This window comes from Dactylosporangium sp. NPDC050588 (assembly GCF_040654975.1).
Classification (GTDB): domain Bacteria; phylum Actinomycetota; class Actinomycetes; order Mycobacteriales; family Micromonosporaceae; genus Dactylosporangium; species Dactylosporangium maewongense.
The window spans coordinates 30,285-51,229 of sequence record NZ_JBFAJA010000067.1 but is presented as its reverse complement, the minus strand read 5'-3'; the positions used below and the strand labels follow the sequence as shown (position 1 = coordinate 51,229).

Below are 20,945 nucleotides of genomic sequence, written 5' to 3'. Positions count from 1 at the left end.
CTGCCGTAGTCCAGCGTGCTGCCGTAGTCCAGCGTGCTGCCGTAGTCCAGCGTGCTGCCGTAGTCCAGCGTGCTGCCGTAGTCCAGCGTGCTGCCGTAGTCCAGCGTGCTGCCGCTGTTCGGCATGCTGCTGCCCAGCGTGCTACTGCTATTCGGCGTGCAGCCGCAGTCCAGCCTGCCGTTCACTGCCCAGCGTGTTGTCGCAGTCCAGCCCGTTCCGCGCACAGCCCGCTATCGCTGTGTTCGGCTTCCCTCGCCGCAGCGCAGTCGCCCCGCCCCGTGCCGCCCGCCCCGTGGGGCCTGTCGCGCGTCCTCGGCATCACCGTCTACCCCCGGCGGCATCCCACCCGCCCTGCCAGCTGCCACCACCGGCGCACTCGTCACCGCGACCGGCGCCGCCCTGCTCCTGCTCCGCCGCCACTCCCCAACCCCCGCGTAAGTAACCCCTACCCACCACCCACCCCACTTCGTCCCCCGCCTGTCACCGCTGCCCAGCGCGCTGCCGCTATTCGGCGTGCTGTCGCGGTCCAGCCCGTTCCGCGCACAGCCCGCTGCCGTTGTGTTCGGCTTCCCCCGCCGCAGCACAGTCTCTTCGCACCGCACCGTGCCGCACCGCCCCGCGTCGTGCCGCACCGCCCCGCGTCGTGCCGTGCCGCACCGCCCCGCGTCGTGCCGTGCCGCACCGCCCCGCGTCGTGCCGTGCCGCACCGCACCGTGCCGCATCGCACTACACCGCCCCGTGCCGCCCCGTGCCGCCCCGCTCCGCACCGTGCCGTCCCGCCTTTGCCGCCCTGGTCCCACGCAGCCAGCCCCCGCCCCCGCGCCGCGCGTGCCTCTGTTCCTCGTCTGTCGTCGCTTGCTGACCCCAGCGCAGTGGCCCCTCTTGCTGTCGACCGTGTTCCATCTCCCGGCCTGTCGCCGTTGCCTGGGCGTGCCTTCGCAGTTCAGCCCGTTCTGCCGCCCGACCGCGCATCGCCGCCCGCGTCGAGCTGGCCCCGTGTCGAGCTGGCCTTCACGCCGGACCCCTGCTCCTTGTCTGCCGTCGCTTGCTGACCCCAGTGCAGTGGGCCCTCTTGCTGTCGACCGTGTTCCATCTCCCAGCCTGTCGCCGCTGACCAGCGTGCCGTCGCAGTTCAGCGCGCTCCACGCGCAGCCCTTGGGTGCTGGCGCGGTTACCCCCGGTTGCAGCGCAGCCTCGCCGCCCCGCCTTGCGTCGCGCTGCAACCGGGAAGCCTGTCGATTCTGGGTGGGCACCGATCGTCCGGGGTCCGGCGTTCCGGCACCGAGGAAACGGACGCCGCGCGAGCGCCGCTGAATGGCCGTGTTCCTTGTCATCGGCGCTGGCGACGGTGCGTGGCTGGTCGAGCTGCACGGTGTCGCCGCCGTCGACCGAGTTCTCGGTGTTGGGGCCCTGGTCGGCCGGTTCGCCGACAACGGTGTTATCCGCATCCTCGCCTACCAGCGCGAGCACGACGCCGAACTGAACCGCGCCGGCGGAAACCCGCAGCCTGGCACGTCTGCCTGGTCGACCACGGCCGGGCCAACCTGCGCGCCTGCCGGCGGACGCGCGGTTGTGCTGGTTCGCGTTGCGGCTGCTGCGTTCGACGAAGTGGTGGTGGTGGTCGTTGATCCAAGCAGGGATCTGGTCGTGGGGGCGGCCGGATCTGTCCATGGATCAAAGGTGGGTCGGCGCGGTCATGGCGTTGGGTGGGTGAGCCTGATCGACAGGTGGGTCTGGCCGGATCTTCTGCTCGATCAACCGTGGGGGGAGGTGGTCAGGGTGGTGAGGACGGTGGGGGCGTCGGGCATGGTGGCGAGGTCGGTGCGGGCGGCTGTGGCGGCTGCGGTGTACGTGGGGTTGGTCAGGAGTTCGGTGAGGCGGTCGGTGATCGCGGCGCCGGTGACCTCGGCGGGGTGGAGGGCCAGGCCGGTGCCTGAGAGTTCGATGGCCTCGGCGTTGGTGAACTGGTCGCCGCCCTGTGGCAGGGCCAGGTGGGGCAGGCCGTGGGCGAGGGAGCCGAACATGATGCCGGCGCCGGCCTGGGAGACGACGGCGGTGCAGCGGGGCAGGAGCAGGGTGTGCGGCAGGTACGGGGCGAGCACCACGTGCGCAGGCTGGCGGCCGAAGCCGGCGGGGTCGACGTCGGGGCCGACGGTGGCGACCACGTTCACGGGCAGCGCTGACAGGGCGGCGATCGCGGTGTGCAGGACGTTGCGGTTGGCGTGGAAGACGGTGCCGAGGGTGAGGTGGACGGTCCGCTCGTACGGCAGCGAATCGAGGGAAGCGGGCAGCTGTTCGGAGCCGGAGGGCGTGCCGGCGACGGGGCGCAGCGGGAGTGTGGTGGGCCAGATCCGTTCGGCGGCGGGGTCCGCGGGGCGCAGGGACGGCGGGCACAGCTCGAGGTACGTGGCGGCCCGGTGACCGGCGCTCGTGCCGGGCACGCCGAACTGGTCGAACAGGCCGTCGAGGGCGGGGCCGAGCGCGGCCCAGAGCCGGATCGGCGGCATGATGCCGATGCCGTGGACGATGTGGCGGGCGCCGGTCGCGGCGGCGGCGACCGGGCCGGACAGCTCGGTGTCCTCGGAGATCACGAGGTCGGGCTTCCAATCCAGGGCGCGCGGGACGAGGTCGGCGGCGCGGGCGCGGGCGGTCGAGGCGAAGTACGCGAGCCAGTCCGTCCCGGGGCCGCCGCCGGCCTCGTGGTGTGAGGGGCCGACGGCCCAGGTGGGGACGGTGAGGCGGGCGGCCATGTCGGGGCCGGTCGCGACCACGACGTCGTGGCCGGCGGCGCGGGCGGCGAGGGCCAGCGGCAGGACCGGGTTGACGTGGCCGAACATCGGGCACGCGGTGAAGAGGATCCGCATACCCCGCGTCCACGCACCGCCGCCCGGACCGGTTCAAAGGTTCGACGAACGTGTGTCGAAAAACGGGGGAGCCGTTCGACGCGTCAGTGAGCGAAGACGCAACCGGAAGGATCCGATCATGCTCGACACCGTCAGCACCGACCGAGTCAGCACCCCCAGCGCCCTGGCGAACGCCGGGATCCTCGCGGCGCCCCTGTTCACCGTCGTGGCGGTCGTGCAGGCGGCCACCCGCGACGGGTACGACATCACCCGCCACCCCGTCAGCATGCTCGCCCTGGGCGACCTCGGCTGGGTGCAGACCACCAGCTTCGTGGTGGTGGGGCTGCTCAGCGTGGCGGCGGCCGCCGGTACAGGAGCCGCGAAAGCCACAAGAGCACTGCACGCGGCCATCGGGGTGGGGCTGCTCATCGCGGCCGTGTTCCGGATGGACGCGAGCGACGGCTTCCCGCTCGGCACCCCCGAAGGTCGCCTGACCACGATGAGCGGCCACATGATCGTGCACAACGCCGGCGCCAGCGTGTCGTTCTTCTCGATGATCGCGCTCTGTTTCGTGCTCGCGGCCGGGTTCCGCCGGACCGGCCAGGTCGGCTGGGCCGTTTCAGGGCGTTTCGCGGGTGTACTGTTCGCGCTCGGCCTCGCGTGGGCGATGACCGGCGGCACCGGCGGAGCACTGACCCTGTTCCTCGGCGTCGCCATCGCCTGGAACTGGATCGCGGCGGCGACCCTCAGGCAGCGCCGGCAGGCATAGCGGCGGCGACGCTCAGGCAGCGCCGGCAGGCATAGCGGCGGCGACGCTCAGGCGGCGTTCGCGGGCGTTGGAGTAACAGCGCGGCCGAGCGGCAGCAGACCCGCGAACAGCAGGACCGCCGCGAGCGGGATCAGGTCCAGGTTCACCCCGATCGCCGCGAACGCCGCCACCACCAGCGCCGGGCTCCACCACGGCGCGCGCCGCGCCAGCACCAGCAGCACCAGCAACGCCAGCATCCCGAGCTGGAACAGTGCCGGGCCGACGACCTGCAGCGCGTCCGGCAGCTCGGGGAACGACGCGAAGATGTCCCCGACGATCACCCACAGGAAACAGCCGGCGCCGAAGAGCGCGGCGGCGACCGCCGGCAGGGCGACACCCCGGTGCCGGTGCAGCGTCCGGTACGCGTGCACGGTCAGCGCCGCCAGCAGCACGAACGCGATGAAGAAGCAGACGTGCCCGACGTTCCAGAGGGCGCCGTCCTTGTCGTGGTGGCCGTCGCGCCCGTCGATGAGCCGGAGGGTGCCGTAGACGAACAGCAGGACGGGGGCGCCGAGGCGTGCCAGCAATGGGGTCATGCAGGCAGGTTCGCAACGATCGATCCCGAGCGGCATCAGGGCGCGACCTCGGCGGGACCCTGAGAATCCTCTCAGCTCCGGTGCAGCGCCGCCCGGTCGGCGGCGGCGCGGCCGGAGTCCCAGCCCTCGTCGCTGTCCACTCTGGTGCCGCGGCCGCGGACGGTACGCGGGAACACCCGCTCCATCGTCTCGCGCACCTGCGCATCCCGGGCCGCGAGGACCGGCAGCAGGTCGGAGGCGGTGTCCGGGGGGAGCGCGGCGGACGCGACGGCCTGGCTGAGGCGCTCGCCGATCCGGACGGCGAACCCGACCAGGAACGACTGGCGGAACGTCTTCAGCCGCGCGCGCCCCGCCTTGCCCCCGGGTGGCTCCGCCGCGGACATGGCCCGGTTCGCCTGTACCAGCAGCGACGTGTGCAACAGGTCGACCGCGTCGATGTCGGTGTCGAACCCGAACACGGTCGCGAACCCGAGCTCCGGCGACCACACCGCATGGCAGCGGTTCGCCCCCGCGACGGCGTCGAGCAGGGCGGCCTTCTCGCTCTCGTACGGGTGGTCGACGCCGATCCGCCGGGCGAACGGCACCACGTCCGTCGCGGCGCCGCGGGCGACGAGCAGCGCCTCGTCGATGCTGTGCCGGGCGACGAGCTCCTGCGCCTTCGCCGTGTAGGTCTCCGCCTCCGCCGGGTACGTCGTGGACTCCGCCTTCGCGAGCAGCGCCCGCACCCGGTCCAGCAGCCGCACGTCGACGTTGCTCGGTCTCGCGGCCGCCGCCTGTACCGTGCCGGGCGGCGGGACCAGCACCTCGATCGGCGGCAGGGTGCGCAGGATGCCCAGCAGCACCAGCACCGTGTCGAGCACCTCGACCCGGTCGACCCGCCACCGCGCGGCGAGCCCGTCGAGGTACCGCTCGTCGGCCCCCCACCAGACGGTCGCGCCGAGCGCGTCGGCCTGAGCCCGCCAGCGCGGGTCGACCAGCGCGGGCTTGAACTGCCGCAGGTGCGCCGCGACGGCGTCGGTCACGAGCTGGGTGTGCGCCACGGTGCCGCGCCGCCCCGCGACCCGGTGCAGCTCACCGGGCTGCCAGCCGCGCTCGAACAGCCGCGAGCAGGCGGACCGCACGGCGGCGAAGAGCGCCGGGTCGACGTCGGCGGCGGGCGCGACGGTCAGCGCGTCGAGCCCGCGCTCGTACCCGACGCGGCCGTCGAGCACCGCCTTGATCTGTTCGTCCGCCGTACGCACCGGGCAAGGCTACCCGGCCGCCCCGGCCCGCCTTTTGTTCATCCACCGCGGTGATAGGCTCCCGTCGCTGTTTCGCACCACCTGTTTCGCAACACCTGTTCGCAACACCTGTTCGCAACACCTGTTTCGCAAGACCGACAAGCAGGACGCGAGTCGAGAGGGCACCATGACGTCACGGGTCGTAGTCATCGGATCTGGGATCGGTGGCCTCACCGCCGCGATCGCCCTGCACGCTGATGGTCATGAGGTCGAGGTGTACGACCAGGCCGCCACCTTCAGCGCGATCGGCGCGGGCGTGTCGCTCGGCGCCAACGGCACCCGGCTGATGGACGCCCTCGGGCTCGGCCCGGCGCTGCGCGAGGTTGGCTCCGACCTCCAGCGCATCCAGTTCCACGAGTGGCGTACCGGCGAGATCTTCTACGAGCACCCCATGGGCGACTGGTACACCGCCCGCTTCGGCGCCCCGTTCCTCGGCCTGCACCGTGCCGACCTCCAACAGGTCCTGCTCGACGCGTTCCGCGCCGCCGGCGGCGAGGTCCACCTCGGCAAGCGCTGCGCCACGATCGCCGAGACGCCCGACGACGTCACCATCGCCTTCGCCGACGGCACGACCACCACCGCCGACGTCGTCATCGGCGCCGACGGCGTCCGCTCGACCGTCCGCCAGCACGTCGCCGGCCCCGACGAGGCTGTCTTCGCCGGCATGAGCTGCTTCCGCGGCCTCGTCCCGATCGACAAGGTCCCCGGTGGCTCGTCCATGGGCCTCACGTTCTTCCTCGGCCCCACCAGCCACCTCGTCGTCTACCCCGTCCGCCGCGGCGAGCTGATCAACTTCGTGGCCTACACCCGCGACGCGGCCTGGACCGACGAGTCCTGGTCCGCGAAGGGCGACGCGAGCCAGGCGGTCGCCGCCTTCGAAGGCTTCAACGACACCGTCCTCACGATGCTCGGCGCCGTCGAGGACACCGGCCGCTGGGCCCTCTTCGACCGCGAGCCGCTGCGCCAGTGGAGCACCGGCCGCGTCACCCTCGTCGGCGACGCCGCCCACCCGATGCTTCCCCACGCCGGCCAGGGCAGCAACCAGGCCGTCGAGGACGTCGCCGTCCTCGCCCACTTCCTGCGCCGCGACCTCCCGGTCAATGAGGCCCTCGCCGCGTACGAGACCCTCCGCAAACCCCGCGCCCGCCAGCTCCAGCTCGGCTCCCGCGGCAACGCCAAGTGCTTCCAGGTCCCCGACGGCCCCGAAGCCCAGGCCCGCAACGAACGCCTCACCAACCTCCCCGAGATGGTCAGCTGGATCCACGCGTACGACGCCCACGCCGACCTCCAGCAATCGGAGAAGGTCCCCACCTGACCCCACCCCAGGTCTCTCAGTGCACGAGGACGTCCACCGACCGTAGATCACGGTTCGCGTGGTGCACCTCGGCGATGCCGGCCAGGGCGTCGCGGCCCAGCGCCCGGTATGCGCCCACGAGCAGCTCCGTCGCCTCGGCCCGGTGCTCGTCGGCGTCGAACCAGTGCAGCTCGCGGCCCACGACGAGCGCGTACGCGGGCTGGCCGCCCGCCAGCTCGGCGCGAGCCTCGGCGATGATCGACGCCGCTGTCTCCGGGTTGCGGTACAACGTGATGCGCTCGTCCGCGCGGCCCGCACGCGGGTCGCCGGCGTCAGGTGGCAGGGCCGGTCCGATCGTGACGCCACCGTCCGGGCGGACGGCGGTCGCCCAGCGGCGCGGACCGTCCTGCGCGAGCGCCTCGGCGTCCGCGTCGGCGAAGGCGTTCAGCGCGTCCTCGGCCGGCTCGAGCGGCTCCGCGCCCTCGTAGTGCGCCGGGTCGTCGCGCTCGCGGTCGCCGCTGACCTTCTGCAGCAGGCCGTACGTCTGCCCGAGCATCGTCACCCAGCCGCTCGTCCAGGTCTCCGCGCTGTCGCGGGCCCAGTTGTACGCGACGAACGTGGGCAGGTCGGCGGGGTCGTCGTACCACAGTCCGTAGTGCAGGCCGTCCGAGTCGCCGCCCATGATCGTGACGAACTCGGGCGGGTCGCGCCGGTAGCGGTGGTCCAGCCGCTCGTCCAGACCGTCGCGCGCCCTCAGCGACAGGCCGCCGTCGGCGAACAGCGCCGTGATGCCCCCTGTACGCAGGCCGAGACCTCCCCAAACCGCCGATCGCTCCGCGCGGTCGAGGCTGTGCCAGAACGCGGCGAAGACCGCGACGTGGCGCGGCAGCCGAAGGTCGTAGACACGGCGGAAGCGCTCCTCGACGAGCGGGAAGCGCTCGCCCATCAGCGCGAGCGCCGCCCGCTGGTCATCACGCACCCGCAAGTCCTACCAGACCAGCATCCGAGCCACTGCCGCTGGAGCATCTCGCCGCGCTGCTCAATGCCACCAAGGGCGCAAGGTTCCAGGCCTGCAGAGCGCGGTGGACGCGGCCGCGCAGGTGCGCTCCGCCAGATGCCCGGACGAACTCTTCCGCGACCTGATTCTCGATGAGGTGCCGCTGGACGGAGGACAGCTCGGCGGGTCCGTTGGTCTGCCGAAAGCGCCAGCCGAACCACCCAACCCCGGAAGCTGGACCCCCCGACGATGGCGCGCGGAAGCGCAGATCCTGCCGCGCGAAAGCGCAGGCAGTGCGAGGCGAAGCCGAAGCATGGGGGTGCGGGTGGGAACCCCCGCTGGGGAGCAGGCGGAGCCTGCGCGGATGACACCACGCGACGAACGCGAAAACGGCCCCCGCCGTTGAGCAGGGGCCGCGCGTCGCGTGGGCGATACTGGGATCGAACCAGTGACCTCTTCGGTGTGAACAAGGTCAACTTCTCCTCCGGACCTGCCAGCGCGGACAAAGACGCAGGCCACGGTATGGTTCTCCGTTGGTTCGCGACGGTGCTCTGAGGCCTGTTGAGCAAGATCGTTTCCCAGATTTCCCCCTTGGCGTCCACAGGGTGACGCGGTTCTGGCCGGCGCTTTCGCAACATACTTCGGACCCGGAGAGGCTTCCCGTTGCGCAGCCCTCGGTGCGCAACGGGAGGGCTCGGAGCCCGCCCCGGGCTTCCCGGCCCGCCGCAGTCCAGGGCGCGCAGCCCTGGCCGCCGGAGGCATGGGAGCTGGCGCCGCCGACTACCCTTTCGTCAGCTTGCGACGGGCGCGGAAAGGCTCGGGTCATGGACCTTTGGGAAGTGAAGGGCGAAGACGACCGCGAGCAGTGGGACTTCGTCCCGTTCGTCAGCGTGGGTCCGCTGCGGTTCGGCATGAGCATCGACGAGGCGGAAGCGGCGCTCGGCGCCGGGTCGGAGTGGGCGCTGCTCGAAGCATCAGGCTGGCATCCGGGAGCCGGGACCACGGCAGGGTGCCTCCACCTGGTGGCGTACTTCTCCGAGGAGGATGGCCTGCACTGCGTCGCGATCGACGGCTTGATGGGGCCTCAGGTGACCGTGGACGGTGTGGCGCTGGTCGGTCGGGTGCCTTCTGAGGTTGAGCGGTGGATGCTCGACTATGCGGAGCGTCACGGGGCGACATTGCGATATTCGCCGGGCGCTGACCCGCATCTCGTGGAGCTCGGACTGGTGGGCCGCGTGCAACGAGCTGGCGACGTGGTGCTCAGCCGGCCAGTCTTCCTCGCGAGGCGGGTGCACGACGTTCATCCCCACGTGCCCACTGCGGAGTGGTTCGCCTTCTGATGCTGTGAACGCTGAAGCCCAGCGGCTCGCCGGCGTCGGTGTGTACGAGCTGTGCCGGGACCACCCGCGTTGGGGCCGCGCCGGCTGCGGTGCGAGGTCGGCCGCCGAGGCGTGTCCCCGCTGCCGGCGAGGGCCGCGGTGTACCGGATCCTGCGGCGCAACAACCTGGTTGCCGGGTTCCGCGCAAGCGGCGCCGCGAGGATTACCAACGCTGGGAACGGCCGCAGTCGATGGAGTTGTGGCAGATGGACATCGTCGGCGGCGTCCTACTCACTGACGGCACTGAAGCCAAGGTCGTCACGGGGCTCACGGACAATGGCAAGCAGTTCACCGGCAGGTTCACCAAACCGCGTCCGGGCTCCCCGGCGCAGCACTACCAACCTAAACCGCGCCAAAGCGCATCACCAGGTTATGGCAGTGACGTGATCGGCTGCCGCCGCAATCCGGGAGGACTCTGTCAGCGCGCCCTAGCCGCCGGAAACGATCGCGATCAGCCTGGTCGCTACGTCTTCATAGTCGCCAAAGCCGCTCGTGGTCTGGAGTATGCCGCGGGCCTGGTAGTAGGCGCGCAACGGCTCGGCTCGCTCCTGGTAGAGCGAGTGCCGCAACATGATCTCTTGCTCTTGCTCGGCCGGCTCTGGGTCGAGCTCCAATCGGCGACGCACCACGATGCCGTATTCGTCGTCGGTCAGGACCAACTCGATCACCGCGTCGGGCTGATGCCCGCGCCGCTCCAGGCACTCCGCCTGACCGACCGTGTTCGGGTAGCCGGACAACACCCAGCCACCGCCCATGCCGGCGAGAGCGTCGGCGATGGCATTCGCTGTCAGTTCGTCAGGGACGAGATTCCGGCACGGATGTATTGGCCCATCTGTTCACCCGTCGCCGTTCGGCGCTGCACGTGCTCGCGGAGCAGGTCGCCCGCACTGACGGACGTCAGGTCGTAAGCTCCGGCCAAAAGCTGGCCTGGACTCAATCGGTCGATTCCCGGCCCACCGACGAGGGCTACTCTCCGCATGCATTGCTCCCAACCGGGTGACCCAGCCCGGGCCGGCCTTCCGCCGCATCCCATACCATCAGCCGAGGGAGATCCATCCCGCCGGTGGAAGGCGGTTTACGGGAACGCGTACCTGATCCGCTCGATGAGCGTGGCCGGCAGCTCGATGCCCTCGGCGCGGGCACGGGTGGCCAGCTGCTCCAGGACCGCCGCCTCGACGGAGGTCTGGCCGAGGATCGTGCGCACCGCCGTCTCGACCGGCACGAAGCGGCCGCTCAGGATCGAATACGTCTGGTACGCGCTGAACGGGTCGGCCTGCTCGTTGAGCCTGACGATCGCCGGCAGCTGCTCCCACTCGGCGGGGAGGTCGCCGTGCCACCGCGCCGGCCTGGCCGGGTCCTCGCTCTGGTACCGCAGCATGCCGAGGCGCAGCAGCTGCCAGACCGCGGCGAGCAGCGGGCACGACCAGAGCCGGCCGCCGGGCTCGTCGCTCCACAGCTCCACGTCGAGGAAGATCGAGTGCCGGTTCGCCGCGTTCTCCTGCGGCTTCTGCCACTTCGCGGCGCCGTTCATCGCCGTCGGCACCGACTGCGGCGAGCGCACTCCGTTGCACAGCCAGCCGGACTCCGACGACGGCGGCCGCCAGCCGTTGGTGAGCGGCGGCGGGTCGTCGACGATCCGGGAGACCAGCATGTCCGCCAGCGGGATGCCGCGGTCGGTGGTCGCGCAGCCGGACTCGCGGGCCAGGTAGTCGATCGTCAGGCCCGCCTCGGCCGCGGCCTTGACCAGCAGCGGGATCAGCTCGGCCGGCGTGCTGAAGCGGGTGAAGTAGTCGTCGACGAGGAAGCAGGTGCTGATCCGGGGGCGGGTGCGGCCGGCCCGGCGGGCGGCGGACTGCCGCGCCGCCTCGACCCAGGGCGCGATCTCGGCGAAGTGCCGGCGCATCGCGTCGATGTCGCCGCCGTTGAACTGCTCGGCGTAGAGGTGGCCCAGCTCGATCGAGACGTGGGACAGCGGGATCGACGCGACCTCACGCTGCGCGACCGACTCCCGGAACACCACCTCAGATACGCTCATGGCGTCCCCCAAGCGGAGTCGATCATGATCTTTTCCGCCAGCAATTCGAACGCGTCCACGGTCGCCGCATTCGCGATCATGCGGTCTGAAACGTCGTTGTCCGAAATAAGCTGTTCCCGCCACTGTAGCACGGGATCGAGTGGGACTTCGCCAAGCGTCAATGTCCGACCGACCTTCTGCTGGTTGGCCAATTCCAGCAGATCCTGATGTACCTCTTTCAGCCACGACGCCTGCGCCGGCCGCAGTCCCTCCAGGCTCGCCGATTCGTCGGGCCCGTCGGGATTGACCACCGCCGTCCGGACGAATCGCAGCGAATTGGTGAGGTGCTCCGGCTTGTGCTCGTATTGCTTGCCGACCGCGAGAATGCCGCCCTCGCCGTACACGAGGTTGGCCGCCGCGAGCACGTGCTGCCGGGTCCACCGGTGGAAGATCAGCCACCGCTGCCCGACGTTCTGCAGCTCCGGCCGGGCGGTCGCGGCGAGGACCATCTCCGTGGCGTAGGAGCGGCCCGAGCTCAGGTCGATCAGCGCCAGGTCGAACTCCTCCTCCACCTGGAGGAAGAGCTTGACGCAGCGGTCGACGATGTCCTTGTCGATCGGGAACTCGCCCTTGCCGCGGTCACCGGGGAACAGCACCATCCGGCCCGCCTGCGCCGGCCGCTGCCGCAGGCTCTTGCGGTCGGACTCGGCCCACACGTCCAGCCGCTCCGGGCTGGGCCGCGAGCCGTCCAGGTAGGAGTGCAGCCCGCCGCGACTGGTGCCGCGCAGGATCGAGTTGATCTGGAAGATGGCGCCCGTGGTCGGCGAGCCGAAGTCGAAGTCGAGGTAGCACACGTCGTTGCCCGCCAGGGCGCTGCGGTAGACGAGATTGCTGCTGGTGACCGACCGGCCCGTGCCACCCTTGTCCGACGCCGCGAAGACCAGCATGCGTCAGTCCTCGGAGACGTTCTTGCGGGCGTTCTCGAGCTGGTCGAGCTTCTGCAGCGCCTCGATCGTCAGCGCCGTGGAGGTGCCCGGCCGCGACGACACCAGCTCCCGGGCGCGCAGCAGGTCGGCGCGGACCCGCTGGAGCTCCCGGCTCAGCGGTCCACGGCCGTCGATCGACCCGGCCAGCAGTTCCTTGTCGAACAAGTGGTCCGCCTCATTCAGAAGGTCGAGCGCCAGGCTGTGCAGCGCGTCGCTGCGCAGCGTCGGCCGGACCACCGTCTTCGCGGCGGCGACGAGCGCCTGCACCACGCGGACGGTGTAGTACCACGAGGGCAGATCGTAGTGCGTGTCGATCCCGGCGAAGGCCGAACTCGGCTGGTCCCACAGGCCCTGCCCCGGCGCGTCGTTGATCCTGCGCCGCCCGAGGTGGTCCCACACGCGGTCGGCGAGGTCGATCAGCTCCGACCGCTTCTGCGCCTCGCCGAGCAGGCCGGCGATCGCGTGCGTGCGCTGCATGAGCAGCGCGGCGAACTCGGTGATCGGCCAGTGCAGCGGCGGGCCGACCGTCTCGGTGCCCTCCAGGTTGAGCAGCACGCCCGGCACGTGCAGCAGCAGCATCGGGTCGTCCTTGAGCGGGCGGGTGATCAGCCGGGCCCGCTCGGCCAGGTTGATCAGCACGTCGCCGATCCGGCTCAGCTCCGTGTCGGAGCCGCGTTCGCGGGCCAGACCCTTCACGGCGAGGGAGGTGACCAGCAGGGTGAAGTAGACGGACTCCACGTCGTCCACCGTGCGCCACGGGATGTCCTCGACCGGCCACCGGCCGGTGCCGAACGTCGCCACGGCCGCCCAGTAGGACCGGGTCAGGTCGTACCGCAGCTGCAACGCCTGCGCGAGCCGCAGCTGCTCCTCGTTGAGCAGGTTCAGGATGCGCGTGCGTTCGGACTGCAGGTCCTCGATCGCGTCGAGGGCGGTGACGGTGAAGTACAGGTAGGGCTTGTCGATCGCGACCCCGTCGGGCTGGCGTCCCACGTCCTCGACGGTCTCGATGACCGGCGCGTTGGCCACGACGCCCCACGACCAGCCACACTCGAAGAGCCGGTCGGACTGGGCGAGGTCCTCCGGCGCGTTGCCGGAGCCGATCGTCACGTTGCTGAAACTCGCGATCGTCTCGCGCAGCTCCCGCCGCAGCTGGGAGACGACGGCCCGGGCCGGTAACCCGCTCTGGTTGATCGTGCCGTAGAGGATCCGGCCTTCCTCGTCGTCGGCGGTGAAGACGTTGACGGTGAAGCTGCGCAGCAGCCCGATCATCGCCGCGCTCAGGCGGACCTGGGCGCGCGCCTTGAGATCCAGCAGGTCGGCCCTCACCTGCTCGCGCTGCGTCTCCGGCTCATAGACCGTCACGAATCCCAGTGTGGCCAGTGACAGCGTCATCGACGTCGAATACGAGTCGACGATCGACAGCTCCACCTGCTCCTTGGTGACCTCGACGCCGGGCCGGGTCTTGAAGTAGCTGCCACCGGCGAAGACCGGCGTGCCGGTCTCCTTGTCGGAATAGGTGGTGAAGTACTCCCGGAGCAGCCCGATCAGGTAGGGCGCGATATCCGTCGCGCCGCCCATCGGCCGCAGGGCGGCGATCATCGCCTCACTGGTCTCATCGGGGCGCTCCAGCCGGAACGTGTCGATCTGGGTCGCCGGCAGCAGGAGGCACAGCAGTTGCTCCGCGTCGCTGATCGAGTTGCGCCCGCCGCGCCCGCCCCATTCCCAGGTCTTGTTTCTCAGGGAATTGCGGACCACGGCCTTCCAGATCGACAACAGCTCCTGACGCGGATGGACCCTCATCGACCGCACCACCATCTGTTCGGCGGCGCGCCGTCGGCACCGCACTCGTGAGAGTCGCAGTCTATTGGCGCCCGCAAGTCCTGGCCTACCGTTCCCCCCAATTGTGGCGGAACGTCGGACGTGAATGCCGTTCCGGTTTCAGCGAACCGCCGGGACAGGCTCCGGCGCCGCCTCAGAGCGCACCTCAGGGGCCCGCCGGTGGATCGCCGCGGCGCCCAGGAGGGTCGTGCCGGCCAGCACCGGCCAGAGCACTCCGGGGCCGGCGTCGAGCAGGGCCAGCAGCAGCGCCGGCGCCGCGGCGTTGGCGAGTCCGGTGGACAGCTGCCACTGGCCGAGGCGGTGCGGGGCGCGGCCTCGGTGACGAGCGCGGTGCCGCTGCCCGCGTAGAGGATCTCGCCCGAGGTGTACGCGACGGCGACGGCGCACAGGGCGGCGAGCGGCGCCCCGGCCGCGCCGCACGCCCAGAAGCCCAGGTACGACGCGGCGAGCACGACACCGGACGCGGCCAGCACGGCCCGCCTCGACAGGTGCCGGAGGCGGACCACCAGATGCACCTGCAGCGCCACGACCAGGACGGTGTTGCCGGCGAACAGGATCGCCGACCACGCCGGGGACGCGCCGAGCTGCTCGGTGAGCACGACCGGGAGCGCCACCTCCAGGACCGCGAAGCACAGCGCGAACGGCAGGTTCGCCCACACCAGCACCGCCATGCCCGGCACCCGGCCCTCCCTGGTCCGCCCGGTGCGCGCGAGCGGGGCGGCCGGCACCACGACGGTGCACACCAGCACGGCCGCGACCCCGTAGCCGGCCGCGGTGCCGGCGGCCAGCAGGCGCAGCACGTCCGGCCCGCCGGCGACGGCGAGCGCCGCCAGCAGCGCGCCCGCGCCGAGGCCCGCGTTGCGCAGCGACCGGGCCGCCGCGAGGGGCGCGTCGGCCGGCTCGGGCGCGGCCAGGGTGGCGACGAGCGCGGCGTGCGCCTGCGGCCAGACCTGGTTGCCGATCCCGAGCAGCAGCGACGCGACCGAGAACGCGGCCACGCCGTGCGCGGCGAGCAGCACGCCGACGCCCGCGACCCGGACGGCCAGGGTGGCGACGACCGGCAGGACCCGGCTGCGGAACGGGCCGCCGGCGTCGTCGATCCACCGGCCGGTGAGCGGCACGGCGATCAGCCCCGCGAGGAGGCCCGCGGACAGCGCCAGACCGGTGGCGGTGGCGGAAAGGTGCAGCACGCTCAGGCCGTACACCACGAGAAATGGCCGCAGGAGACCCGCGCCGATCGCGTCGACGGCGAGCGCGGCCGCATACCGGGAACCGAATCGCATGGCGGCAGCGGTGCGGCGCGCGACCCGGCGCGATCACGCGGGTTGACGGGACCCGTCAAGCGTCACCACGCGCGCGCCGGGCGCTGGCACGATTGGGGTGTGGCGTTGACGATCGACATCACCGGGATGCCCGCGGAGCGGTGCGTGTTCGCGCCGTCGCCGCTCGCGGAGCTCACCTCGATGCTGCACGTCCTCGCCGAGCCGGCCCACCACCCGGCGCTGCAGGCGTGGGCGGGCGCGACCCTCGCCGGGCTGAAGCCGGCGCTCGCCGACCGGCTCCTGGAGGCGCCGGCTGGACGCGCTCGCGCACCCGGTGCGGCAGCGGCTGTGCCGGACCCTGGCGCGCGGGCCGCACACCACCGGCGAGCTGGCCGAGGCCTGGCACCTGACGCCGCCCGAGGTGTCCCGGCACCTGACCGTGCTGAAGAAGGCGGGGCTGCTGCAGACCACGCGCCGCGGCCGGTACGTGCGGCACACCCTCGACCTCACCGCCACCGCGGCGCTCGGGGCCGACCTGCTCGCGGCGCTGCTGCGATGAGCCGGCCCCGGGAGCCCTTGACAGCCGGGCAGTGGAGGCCATCAATTAACAGGAAACTTTACAATGAGTTTTCCTGTTGGAGGACGCCGTGCAACGTCCCGCCCTGCTCGCCGCCGCACTCGCCCTCGCGACCGTCACCGTGGGGGCAGTCTGGACCATCGCGGCGCCACCCGCGGACGCCGCCGTGGTGAGCCTCCAGGACGTGGTGCCCGCGCCCGCGTCCGTCCAGCCCGCGAGCGGCGTCACGTTCACGCTCGGCTCCGGGATCGGCATCCAGACCGAGTCGCTCGACGTCGGCAACGCCCTCGCCGCCCTGCTGCGCCCCTCGACCGGCTACGCGCTGCCGGTCACCACGGGCAGCGGCACGCCGTCGAGCGGCATCGCGCTGCTGCTGTCCGGCGCGGACGCCAGCGTCGGCACGGAGGGCTACCAGCTGGACGTGACCGCGTCGCTGCTCACCATCCGTGCGCAGACGCCGGCCGGCCTGTTCCACGGCGTCCAGACCCTCCGTCAGCTGCTGCCGCCCACCGTCGAGGCCCGGACCGTGCAGAGCGGGCCGTGGACCGTCGCCGGCGGACGGATCATCGACCGGCCGCGCTACGCCTACCGCGGCGCGATGCTCGACGTGTCCCGGCACTTCTTCGGCGTCGACACCGTCAAGCGGTACATCGACGAGATTGCCCAGTACAAGCTGAACGTGCTACACCTGCACCTCAGCGACGACCAGGGCTGGCGCATCGTCGTGGACGCGTGGCCGCGCCTGGCGACCGTCGGCGGCAGCACCCAGGTCGGCGGCGGCGCCGGCGGCTACTACACCAAGGCCCAGTACACCGACCTCGTCGCCTACGCCGCCGCCCGGCACATCACGATCGTGCCCGAGATCGACATGCCGGGGCACACCAACGCGGCGCTCGCCTCCTACGCGGAGCTCAACTGCAACGGCGTCGCGCCCGCGCTCTACACCGGCACCGAGGTCGGCTTCAGCTCCTTCTGCGTCTCGAAGGAGGTCACCTACACCTTCGTGCAGCAGGTCCTGAACGAGCTCGCCGCCCTGACCCCCGGCCCGTACCTGCACCTCGGCGGCGACGAGGCGCACAGCACCAGCGAAGCGGACTACCGCACGTTCATGAACCGCGTCCAGCCCTTCGCCGGCGCGCTCAACAAGACCGTCGTCGGCTGGCACCAGATCGGCCAGGCGGACCACACCGCCGGCCGCGTCGCGCAGTTCTGGGGCACCGGCACCTCCGACGCCGACCTCAGCTCCGCCGTCAGCAAGGGCGACAAGATCCTGCTCTCCCCGGCGAACAAGACCTACCTCGACATGAAGTACACCAACGCGACGCCGCTCGGCCTGACCTGGGCCGGCCTGATCGAGGTGCAGACCGCCTACAACTGGGACCCCGGCACCTACCTCCCCGGCGTCCCGGCCGCCTCGATCCTCGGCGTCGAGGCTCCACTGTGGAGCGAGACGCTGCGCACCCTCGCCGACATCGAGTTCATGGCGTTCCCGCGCATGCCCGCCCTGGCGGAGCTCGCGTGGTCGCCGCAGTCCGCGCGCAACTGGGACACGTTCAAGGTGCGCCTCGGCGCGCAGGGCCCGCGCTGGACCGTGCAGGGGATCAACTACTACCGGTCGCCGCAGGTGCCGTGGTCCACGCTGCCGTCCGCCTCGCCCACCGTCTCCCCGTCCGCGTCCCGCTCGCCGTCGGCCTCTCCGTCGGCGTCCCGCTCTCCGTCGGCGTCCCCGTCCGCGTCGCGCTCGCCGTCGCCGTCGGCCTCCGTGTCGTCGCCGCCCGCCGGTGTACTGGCCAACGGCGGCTTCGAGACCGGATCCCTCGCGCCGTGGACCGGCAGCCGCTGTTCCGTGGTCACCAGCCCCGTCCGCTCCGGCACCCGCGCCCTCACCGGCGCCGTCACCGCCGGCGACACGGCACAGTGCCAGCAGACCGTCACGGTCCAGCCGAACCGCACCTACCGGCTCACCGGCTACGTCCAGGGCAGCTACGTGTACATCGGCGCGACCGGCACCGGCGTGAACGTCAGCACCTGGACCCCCGGCACCGGCAACACCTACGCCCCGCTGTCCGTCACCTTCACCACCGGCGCCACCACCACCTCCGTGACGGTCTTCGTGCACGGCTGGTACGGCCAGCCCTCCTACTACGCGGACGACTTCAGCCTCACCCTCGTGTAGCCCGCCGCCCGCTGGGTACACGTCGCTACATGCCCACCGACGACATCGGTCAGGGCGTCTCCCCAGGCGCCCTGACGGAGGACGCGCTGCTCCGCGAGCTGGCCAGCCTGCACGGCACCCGCCACGACGCCCTCCGCCACGGCCCCGACAGCGCCCTGGCCAACCACACCCGCCGCACCACCGAACTCGAAGGCGAGTACCTCCGCCGCCACCCTTCCCGCGAAATCAACCCCGCCCGCATCCGCTGACACACCCCACCCGCCCCCCAAAGATGCGACGGACGGGGTGGATCAGGTAGAGTGCACAAACGTCACGGGCGATTGGCGCAGCGGGAGCGCGCTTCGTTCACACCGAAGAGGTCACTGGTTCGATCCCAGTATCGCCCACGCGACAGACGGCCCCTGCTCAACGGCGGGGGCCGTTTTCGCGTTCGTCGCGTGGTGTCATCCGCGCAGGCTCCGCCTGCTCCCCAGCGGGGGTTCCCACCCGCACCCCCATGCTCGCTGCGCTCGCACTGCCTGCGCCGCGCGCGGCAGGACCTACGCTTCCGCGCGCCATCGTCGGGGCCAGACTTCCTGAGGCCAGCTCGGCAACGGCGACCAGGCCAAGGACAACGCCTCGATCTACCGCTTCGATGACGAGATGCTGGTCGACATGCATTTCTTCGGTACGCCAGCTGCCTACGCGCCGGTCCTGCACCGCCGGCGCCTGCCCGGGAGCGAAATCTTCGACAACTACGCCTCCAGCTTCAACCGTGGCCTGTCGGGCTCGCGCGGTCTGACCCGAGGACTGACGGCATGCTCGATGCACGGCCCGCATCGAGCACTTCAACGACCCTCAGGCCCCCAAGCCGAACAGCGTCGTGGTCGCCGTGACCGCGTTCGTGCGCGACGGCCAGGACCGTGTCCTGCTCATCCACCGCACTGACAACGACCTGTGGGCTCTACCCTGCGGCGCTCAGGAGTTCGGCGAATACATCGCAGAGACGGTGGTCCGCGAGACCAAGGAGGCAAACCGGCATTGACGTCGAGGGTGACTCGATCGTCGGCATCTTCACCAACCCGAACCACGCCGTGGAGTGCACCAACGGAAGCAACGACAACACGCTGTCCCGTCCGTGTGGAGAACCAGTCCTGCCAAGTCGGGGCCAGCGGATGACCGTCCAGTGGCCGCCGATCTTGGGTTTCGCCGTGACAGCCTGTTGGCCCCTGCGAGGAAGGAAGCACGCATGCCGGCGATGAAAGCTCGGGTCGTGATCAACGCTTGGCGGCACAAGGACCAGCCGAGCCGGATCCACTTCACCATGGCGCGGGCCGATGGCAGCCGCGCCTTCGCCGGGAACCGGCCGGTCGCCGCGGGCTGGAAGACCCAGGTGGCGAACCCGCTACGCCGGTGGTGCGCCGCCGTCGTCGCCGGTTCCACCGCCCGGGTGTAGCCCAGCTCCGCGATCGCGGCGGCGAGCCGCTCCTGCGTCCCGGCGGGGAGCCAGCACTTCCGTAACGATGCTCATCAGCTCTTGTTCCTGCTTCGGCCGGGACGGCAGCAGCCGCCGTGCCGAAACCGTCCACATCGACGCCACCGGCTCCGACGGCGTCGTCGGCGATGACGGTGGTCGCCAGGTCGAAACTGATCGTCCCGAGACCGCCACACGCGAACACCGGCCCTTCGACGGTGGTGGACCGTTCCCGGGCGGACCGATCCGCCGCTCGATCTCGGTGAAGATGCAGGCGTCGTCCCGCTCCGCCGTTCCCGGCTCGGGAGGTCGGCTCGCTGAGCCGCCAGCTCGTCTGTAGCGCCCCCGCAGGTAGCGGGTCAGGTGTGCGTCCCGGTGACCGCCGACGTCATCCGTAGCAGCTCGATCATCGCGAGGGTGATCTGGTCGCGGACGCGGCCGACCGACAGGTCCCACTGGCGCGTGAAGCCGGGCCGGCGGTCGAGCGACTCCCACACCGGCAGCACCTCGCCGTCCAGGCGGGCCGCCGGCATCCACAGCGGCACCAGGTATTCCACCGCCGGCTGGAGGCGCCGGACGCGCTGGGTGCTGGCCGTCGAGCGGGTCAGTGCCGACTCGGCGATCGACAGCAGCGTGGTGAGCAGCCAGTCGTGCAGGGCGAGGTCCTCGCACAGCTCGACCACCGACGGGGAGCAGTCGCCGCTGCCGGCGAGGGTCAGCGTGCGCAGCGTCTCGGACTGCACGGTGAACTCCACCTTGAGCCCCTCGTGCCCCGCGGTCGGCTCGAAGACCCACCGCAGGTGGGTGCGGCGGGCCCGGAAGGGCGAGCGGTGGTCCAGCTGCGCCGAGCCCTGGACGGCGTCCATCGTGTGCCCGGCGATGCCCGCCATGTCGAGCCGGTCGGCGCTGCGCTCGTGCCGCAGGTAGCCGTCGCGGACGTCGCCGGCCTTCACCTTGCCGATCGTCTCCAGCCGCGCAGGCCGGGCCAGGTAGTGCGGCCACTGCATCCGCCGGTTCTCCGCGCTGGGGGTCACCGACGTGTGCGCCGACCCCTGCAGCACGTGCCCGCCGGTGACGGCGGCGTGCGAGACGACGGTGCCGACCGCGCGGACCCTCGCCCCGGTGCTCGACGGCAGCGCGCAGTCCACGCCGATCAGGCGGTCCGGCGAGACGGCATAGGCGATCGGGCGCTCCGACTGGATGACCCGCGAGCCGGGGGCGGTGTCCAGCAGCCGGACGGTGCTGTCGCGGGCGAGCGGCGTGGAGTTCTGGAGGAGTCCGGTATGCACCTCACCAAAGGTGAGCATCATTCCTCCGATGGTTCACGCCTGCGGGGGTTCGCGACGCCCCGCTGTGCAGCTACTCTAGCGGTTGGCCGCGGCCCGCAGAGCCATGAGTCCCGGGCGCCCGGACAGGACATCGTGCGGATATCTCGTTTTTCCAAGCTCTGATCATGGTCGTCTATCTCTTGGGCCGTATTCTCAACGGGTGACCAGTTCAG

General features: G+C 71.4%; 18 protein-coding genes, 1 tRNA gene and 3 pseudogenes. 12 read left to right on the top strand and 10 right to left on the bottom strand.

Going from position 1 to position 20,945, the window contains the following annotated elements; all coding sequences use genetic code 11:
- Nucleotides 1-1,754 precede the first annotated feature (1,754 nt).
- On the bottom strand, nt 1,755-2,864 hold the full coding sequence (locus AB0I21_RS38425; RefSeq protein ID WP_360568615.1) for a glycosyltransferase: 1,110 nt from the start codon (nt 2,862-2,864) through the stop codon (nt 1,755-1,757).
- Between the two features lie 118 nt (nt 2,865-2,982).
- Between AB0I21_RS38425 and AB0I21_RS38420 the strand changes: the two genes are divergently transcribed.
- Complete coding sequence (locus tag AB0I21_RS38420; protein ID WP_360568614.1) at nt 2,983-3,612, top strand: DUF998 domain-containing protein; 630 nt, start codon at nt 2,983-2,985, stop codon at nt 3,610-3,612.
- A gap of 47 nt (nt 3,613-3,659) precedes the next feature.
- On the opposite strand, the gene AB0I21_RS38415 is transcribed toward AB0I21_RS38420, so the two are convergent.
- A complete protein-coding gene (locus AB0I21_RS38415; RefSeq protein ID WP_360568613.1) occupies nt 3,660-4,187 on the bottom strand; it encodes a hypothetical protein in 528 nt (175 codons plus the stop codon).
- Nucleotides 4,188-4,258: 71 nt separating this feature from the next.
- Nucleotides 4,259-5,428: a DUF2786 domain-containing protein gene (locus AB0I21_RS38410; protein ID WP_360568612.1), complete on the bottom strand. Its 1,170-nt coding sequence runs from the start codon at nt 5,426-5,428 to the stop codon at nt 4,259-4,261.
- A gap of 166 nt (nt 5,429-5,594) precedes the next feature.
- On the opposite strand from AB0I21_RS38410, the gene AB0I21_RS38405 reads away from it, so the two are divergent.
- On the top strand, nt 5,595-6,782 hold the full coding sequence (locus tag AB0I21_RS38405; RefSeq protein ID WP_360568611.1) for an FAD-dependent monooxygenase: 1,188 nt from the start codon (nt 5,595-5,597) through the stop codon (nt 6,780-6,782).
- 16 nt (nt 6,783-6,798) lie between these two features.
- Here the strand turns inward: AB0I21_RS38405 and AB0I21_RS38400 are convergent, their stop codons facing one another.
- Nucleotides 6,799-7,740: an ADP-ribosylation family protein gene (locus AB0I21_RS38400; protein WP_360568610.1), complete on the bottom strand. Its 942-nt coding sequence runs from the start codon at nt 7,738-7,740 to the stop codon at nt 6,799-6,801.
- A gap of 842 nt (nt 7,741-8,582) precedes the next feature.
- On the opposite strand from AB0I21_RS38400, the gene AB0I21_RS38395 reads away from it, so the two are divergent.
- On the top strand, nt 8,583-9,098 hold the full coding sequence (locus AB0I21_RS38395; protein WP_360568609.1) for a hypothetical protein: 516 nt from the start codon (nt 8,583-8,585) through the stop codon (nt 9,096-9,098).
- A 34-nt stretch (nt 9,099-9,132) separates the two neighbouring features.
- A pseudogene (locus tag AB0I21_RS38390) lies at nt 9,133-9,457 on the top strand (IS481 family transposase); the annotation flags it as partial.
- A gap of 108 nt (nt 9,458-9,565) precedes the next feature.
- Here the strand turns inward: AB0I21_RS38390 and AB0I21_RS38385 are convergent.
- From AB0I21_RS38385 to AB0I21_RS38365, 5 genes and pseudogenes are all read right to left on the bottom strand, one after another.
- Nucleotides 9,566-10,116 (bottom strand): annotated as a pseudogene (locus tag AB0I21_RS38385) (nucleoside monophosphate kinase).
- 96 nt (nt 10,117-10,212) lie between these two features.
- On the bottom strand, nt 10,213-11,172 hold the full coding sequence (locus tag AB0I21_RS38380; protein WP_344503410.1) for an SCO2522 family protein: 960 nt from the start codon (nt 11,170-11,172) through the stop codon (nt 10,213-10,215).
- Nucleotides 11,169-12,098 (bottom strand): SCO2523 family variant P-loop protein, encoded by a 930-nt coding sequence (locus AB0I21_RS38375; RefSeq protein WP_360568608.1) that lies wholly within the window; start codon nt 12,096-12,098, stop codon nt 11,169-11,171. The genes AB0I21_RS38380 and AB0I21_RS38375 overlap by 4 nt, the downstream gene beginning before the upstream one ends.
- 3 nt (nt 12,099-12,101) lie before the next feature.
- Nucleotides 12,102-13,937: an SCO2524 family protein gene (locus AB0I21_RS38370; protein ID WP_360568607.1), complete on the bottom strand. Its 1,836-nt coding sequence runs from the start codon at nt 13,935-13,937 to the stop codon at nt 12,102-12,104.
- Complete coding sequence (locus tag AB0I21_RS38365; protein ID WP_360568606.1) at nt 13,934-15,259, bottom strand: MFS transporter; 1,326 nt, start codon at nt 15,257-15,259, stop codon at nt 13,934-13,936. Before AB0I21_RS38365 ends, AB0I21_RS38370 begins: the two co-directional genes overlap by 4 nt.
- 126 nt (nt 15,260-15,385) lie before the next feature.
- Here AB0I21_RS38365 and AB0I21_RS38360 point away from each other — a divergent pair.
- The 8 genes and pseudogenes from AB0I21_RS38360 to AB0I21_RS38325 form a co-directional block, all read left to right on the top strand.
- A pseudogene (locus AB0I21_RS38360) lies at nt 15,386-15,487 on the top strand (DUF5937 family protein); the annotation flags it as partial.
- Between the two features lie 64 nt (nt 15,488-15,551).
- Nucleotides 15,552-15,797, top strand: coding sequence for a metalloregulator ArsR/SmtB family transcription factor (locus AB0I21_RS38355; RefSeq protein WP_360568640.1), 246 nt, complete (start codon nt 15,552-15,554; stop codon nt 15,795-15,797).
- 88 nt (nt 15,798-15,885) lie between these two features.
- A complete protein-coding gene (locus AB0I21_RS38350) occupies nt 15,886-17,991 on the top strand; it encodes a family 20 glycosylhydrolase (protein WP_360568605.1) in 2,106 nt (701 codons plus the stop codon).
- Between the two features lie 29 nt (nt 17,992-18,020).
- Entirely contained in the window at nt 18,021-18,239 is a 219-nt protein-coding gene (locus tag AB0I21_RS38345; protein WP_360568604.1) for a DUF6158 family protein, read from the top strand.
- Between the two features lie 66 nt (nt 18,240-18,305).
- Nucleotides 18,306-18,377, top strand: a tRNA-Val gene (locus tag AB0I21_RS38340).
- 485 nt (nt 18,378-18,862) lie between these two features.
- Complete coding sequence (locus AB0I21_RS38335; protein ID WP_360568603.1) at nt 18,863-19,015, top strand: NUDIX domain-containing protein; 153 nt, start codon at nt 18,863-18,865, stop codon at nt 19,013-19,015.
- 228 nt (nt 19,016-19,243) lie between these two features.
- A complete protein-coding gene (locus AB0I21_RS38330) occupies nt 19,244-19,426 on the top strand; it encodes a hypothetical protein (RefSeq protein ID WP_360568602.1) in 183 nt (60 codons plus the stop codon).
- A gap of 67 nt (nt 19,427-19,493) precedes the next feature.
- Complete coding sequence (locus AB0I21_RS38325) at nt 19,494-19,784, top strand: hypothetical protein (protein ID WP_360568601.1); 291 nt, start codon at nt 19,494-19,496, stop codon at nt 19,782-19,784.
- A 19-nt stretch (nt 19,785-19,803) separates the two neighbouring features.
- Here the strand turns inward: AB0I21_RS38325 and AB0I21_RS38320 are convergent, their stop codons facing one another.
- Complete coding sequence (locus AB0I21_RS38320) at nt 19,804-20,733, bottom strand: SCO2521 family protein (RefSeq protein WP_360568600.1); 930 nt, start codon at nt 20,731-20,733, stop codon at nt 19,804-19,806.
- Nucleotides 20,734-20,945: the final 212 nt, after the last annotated feature.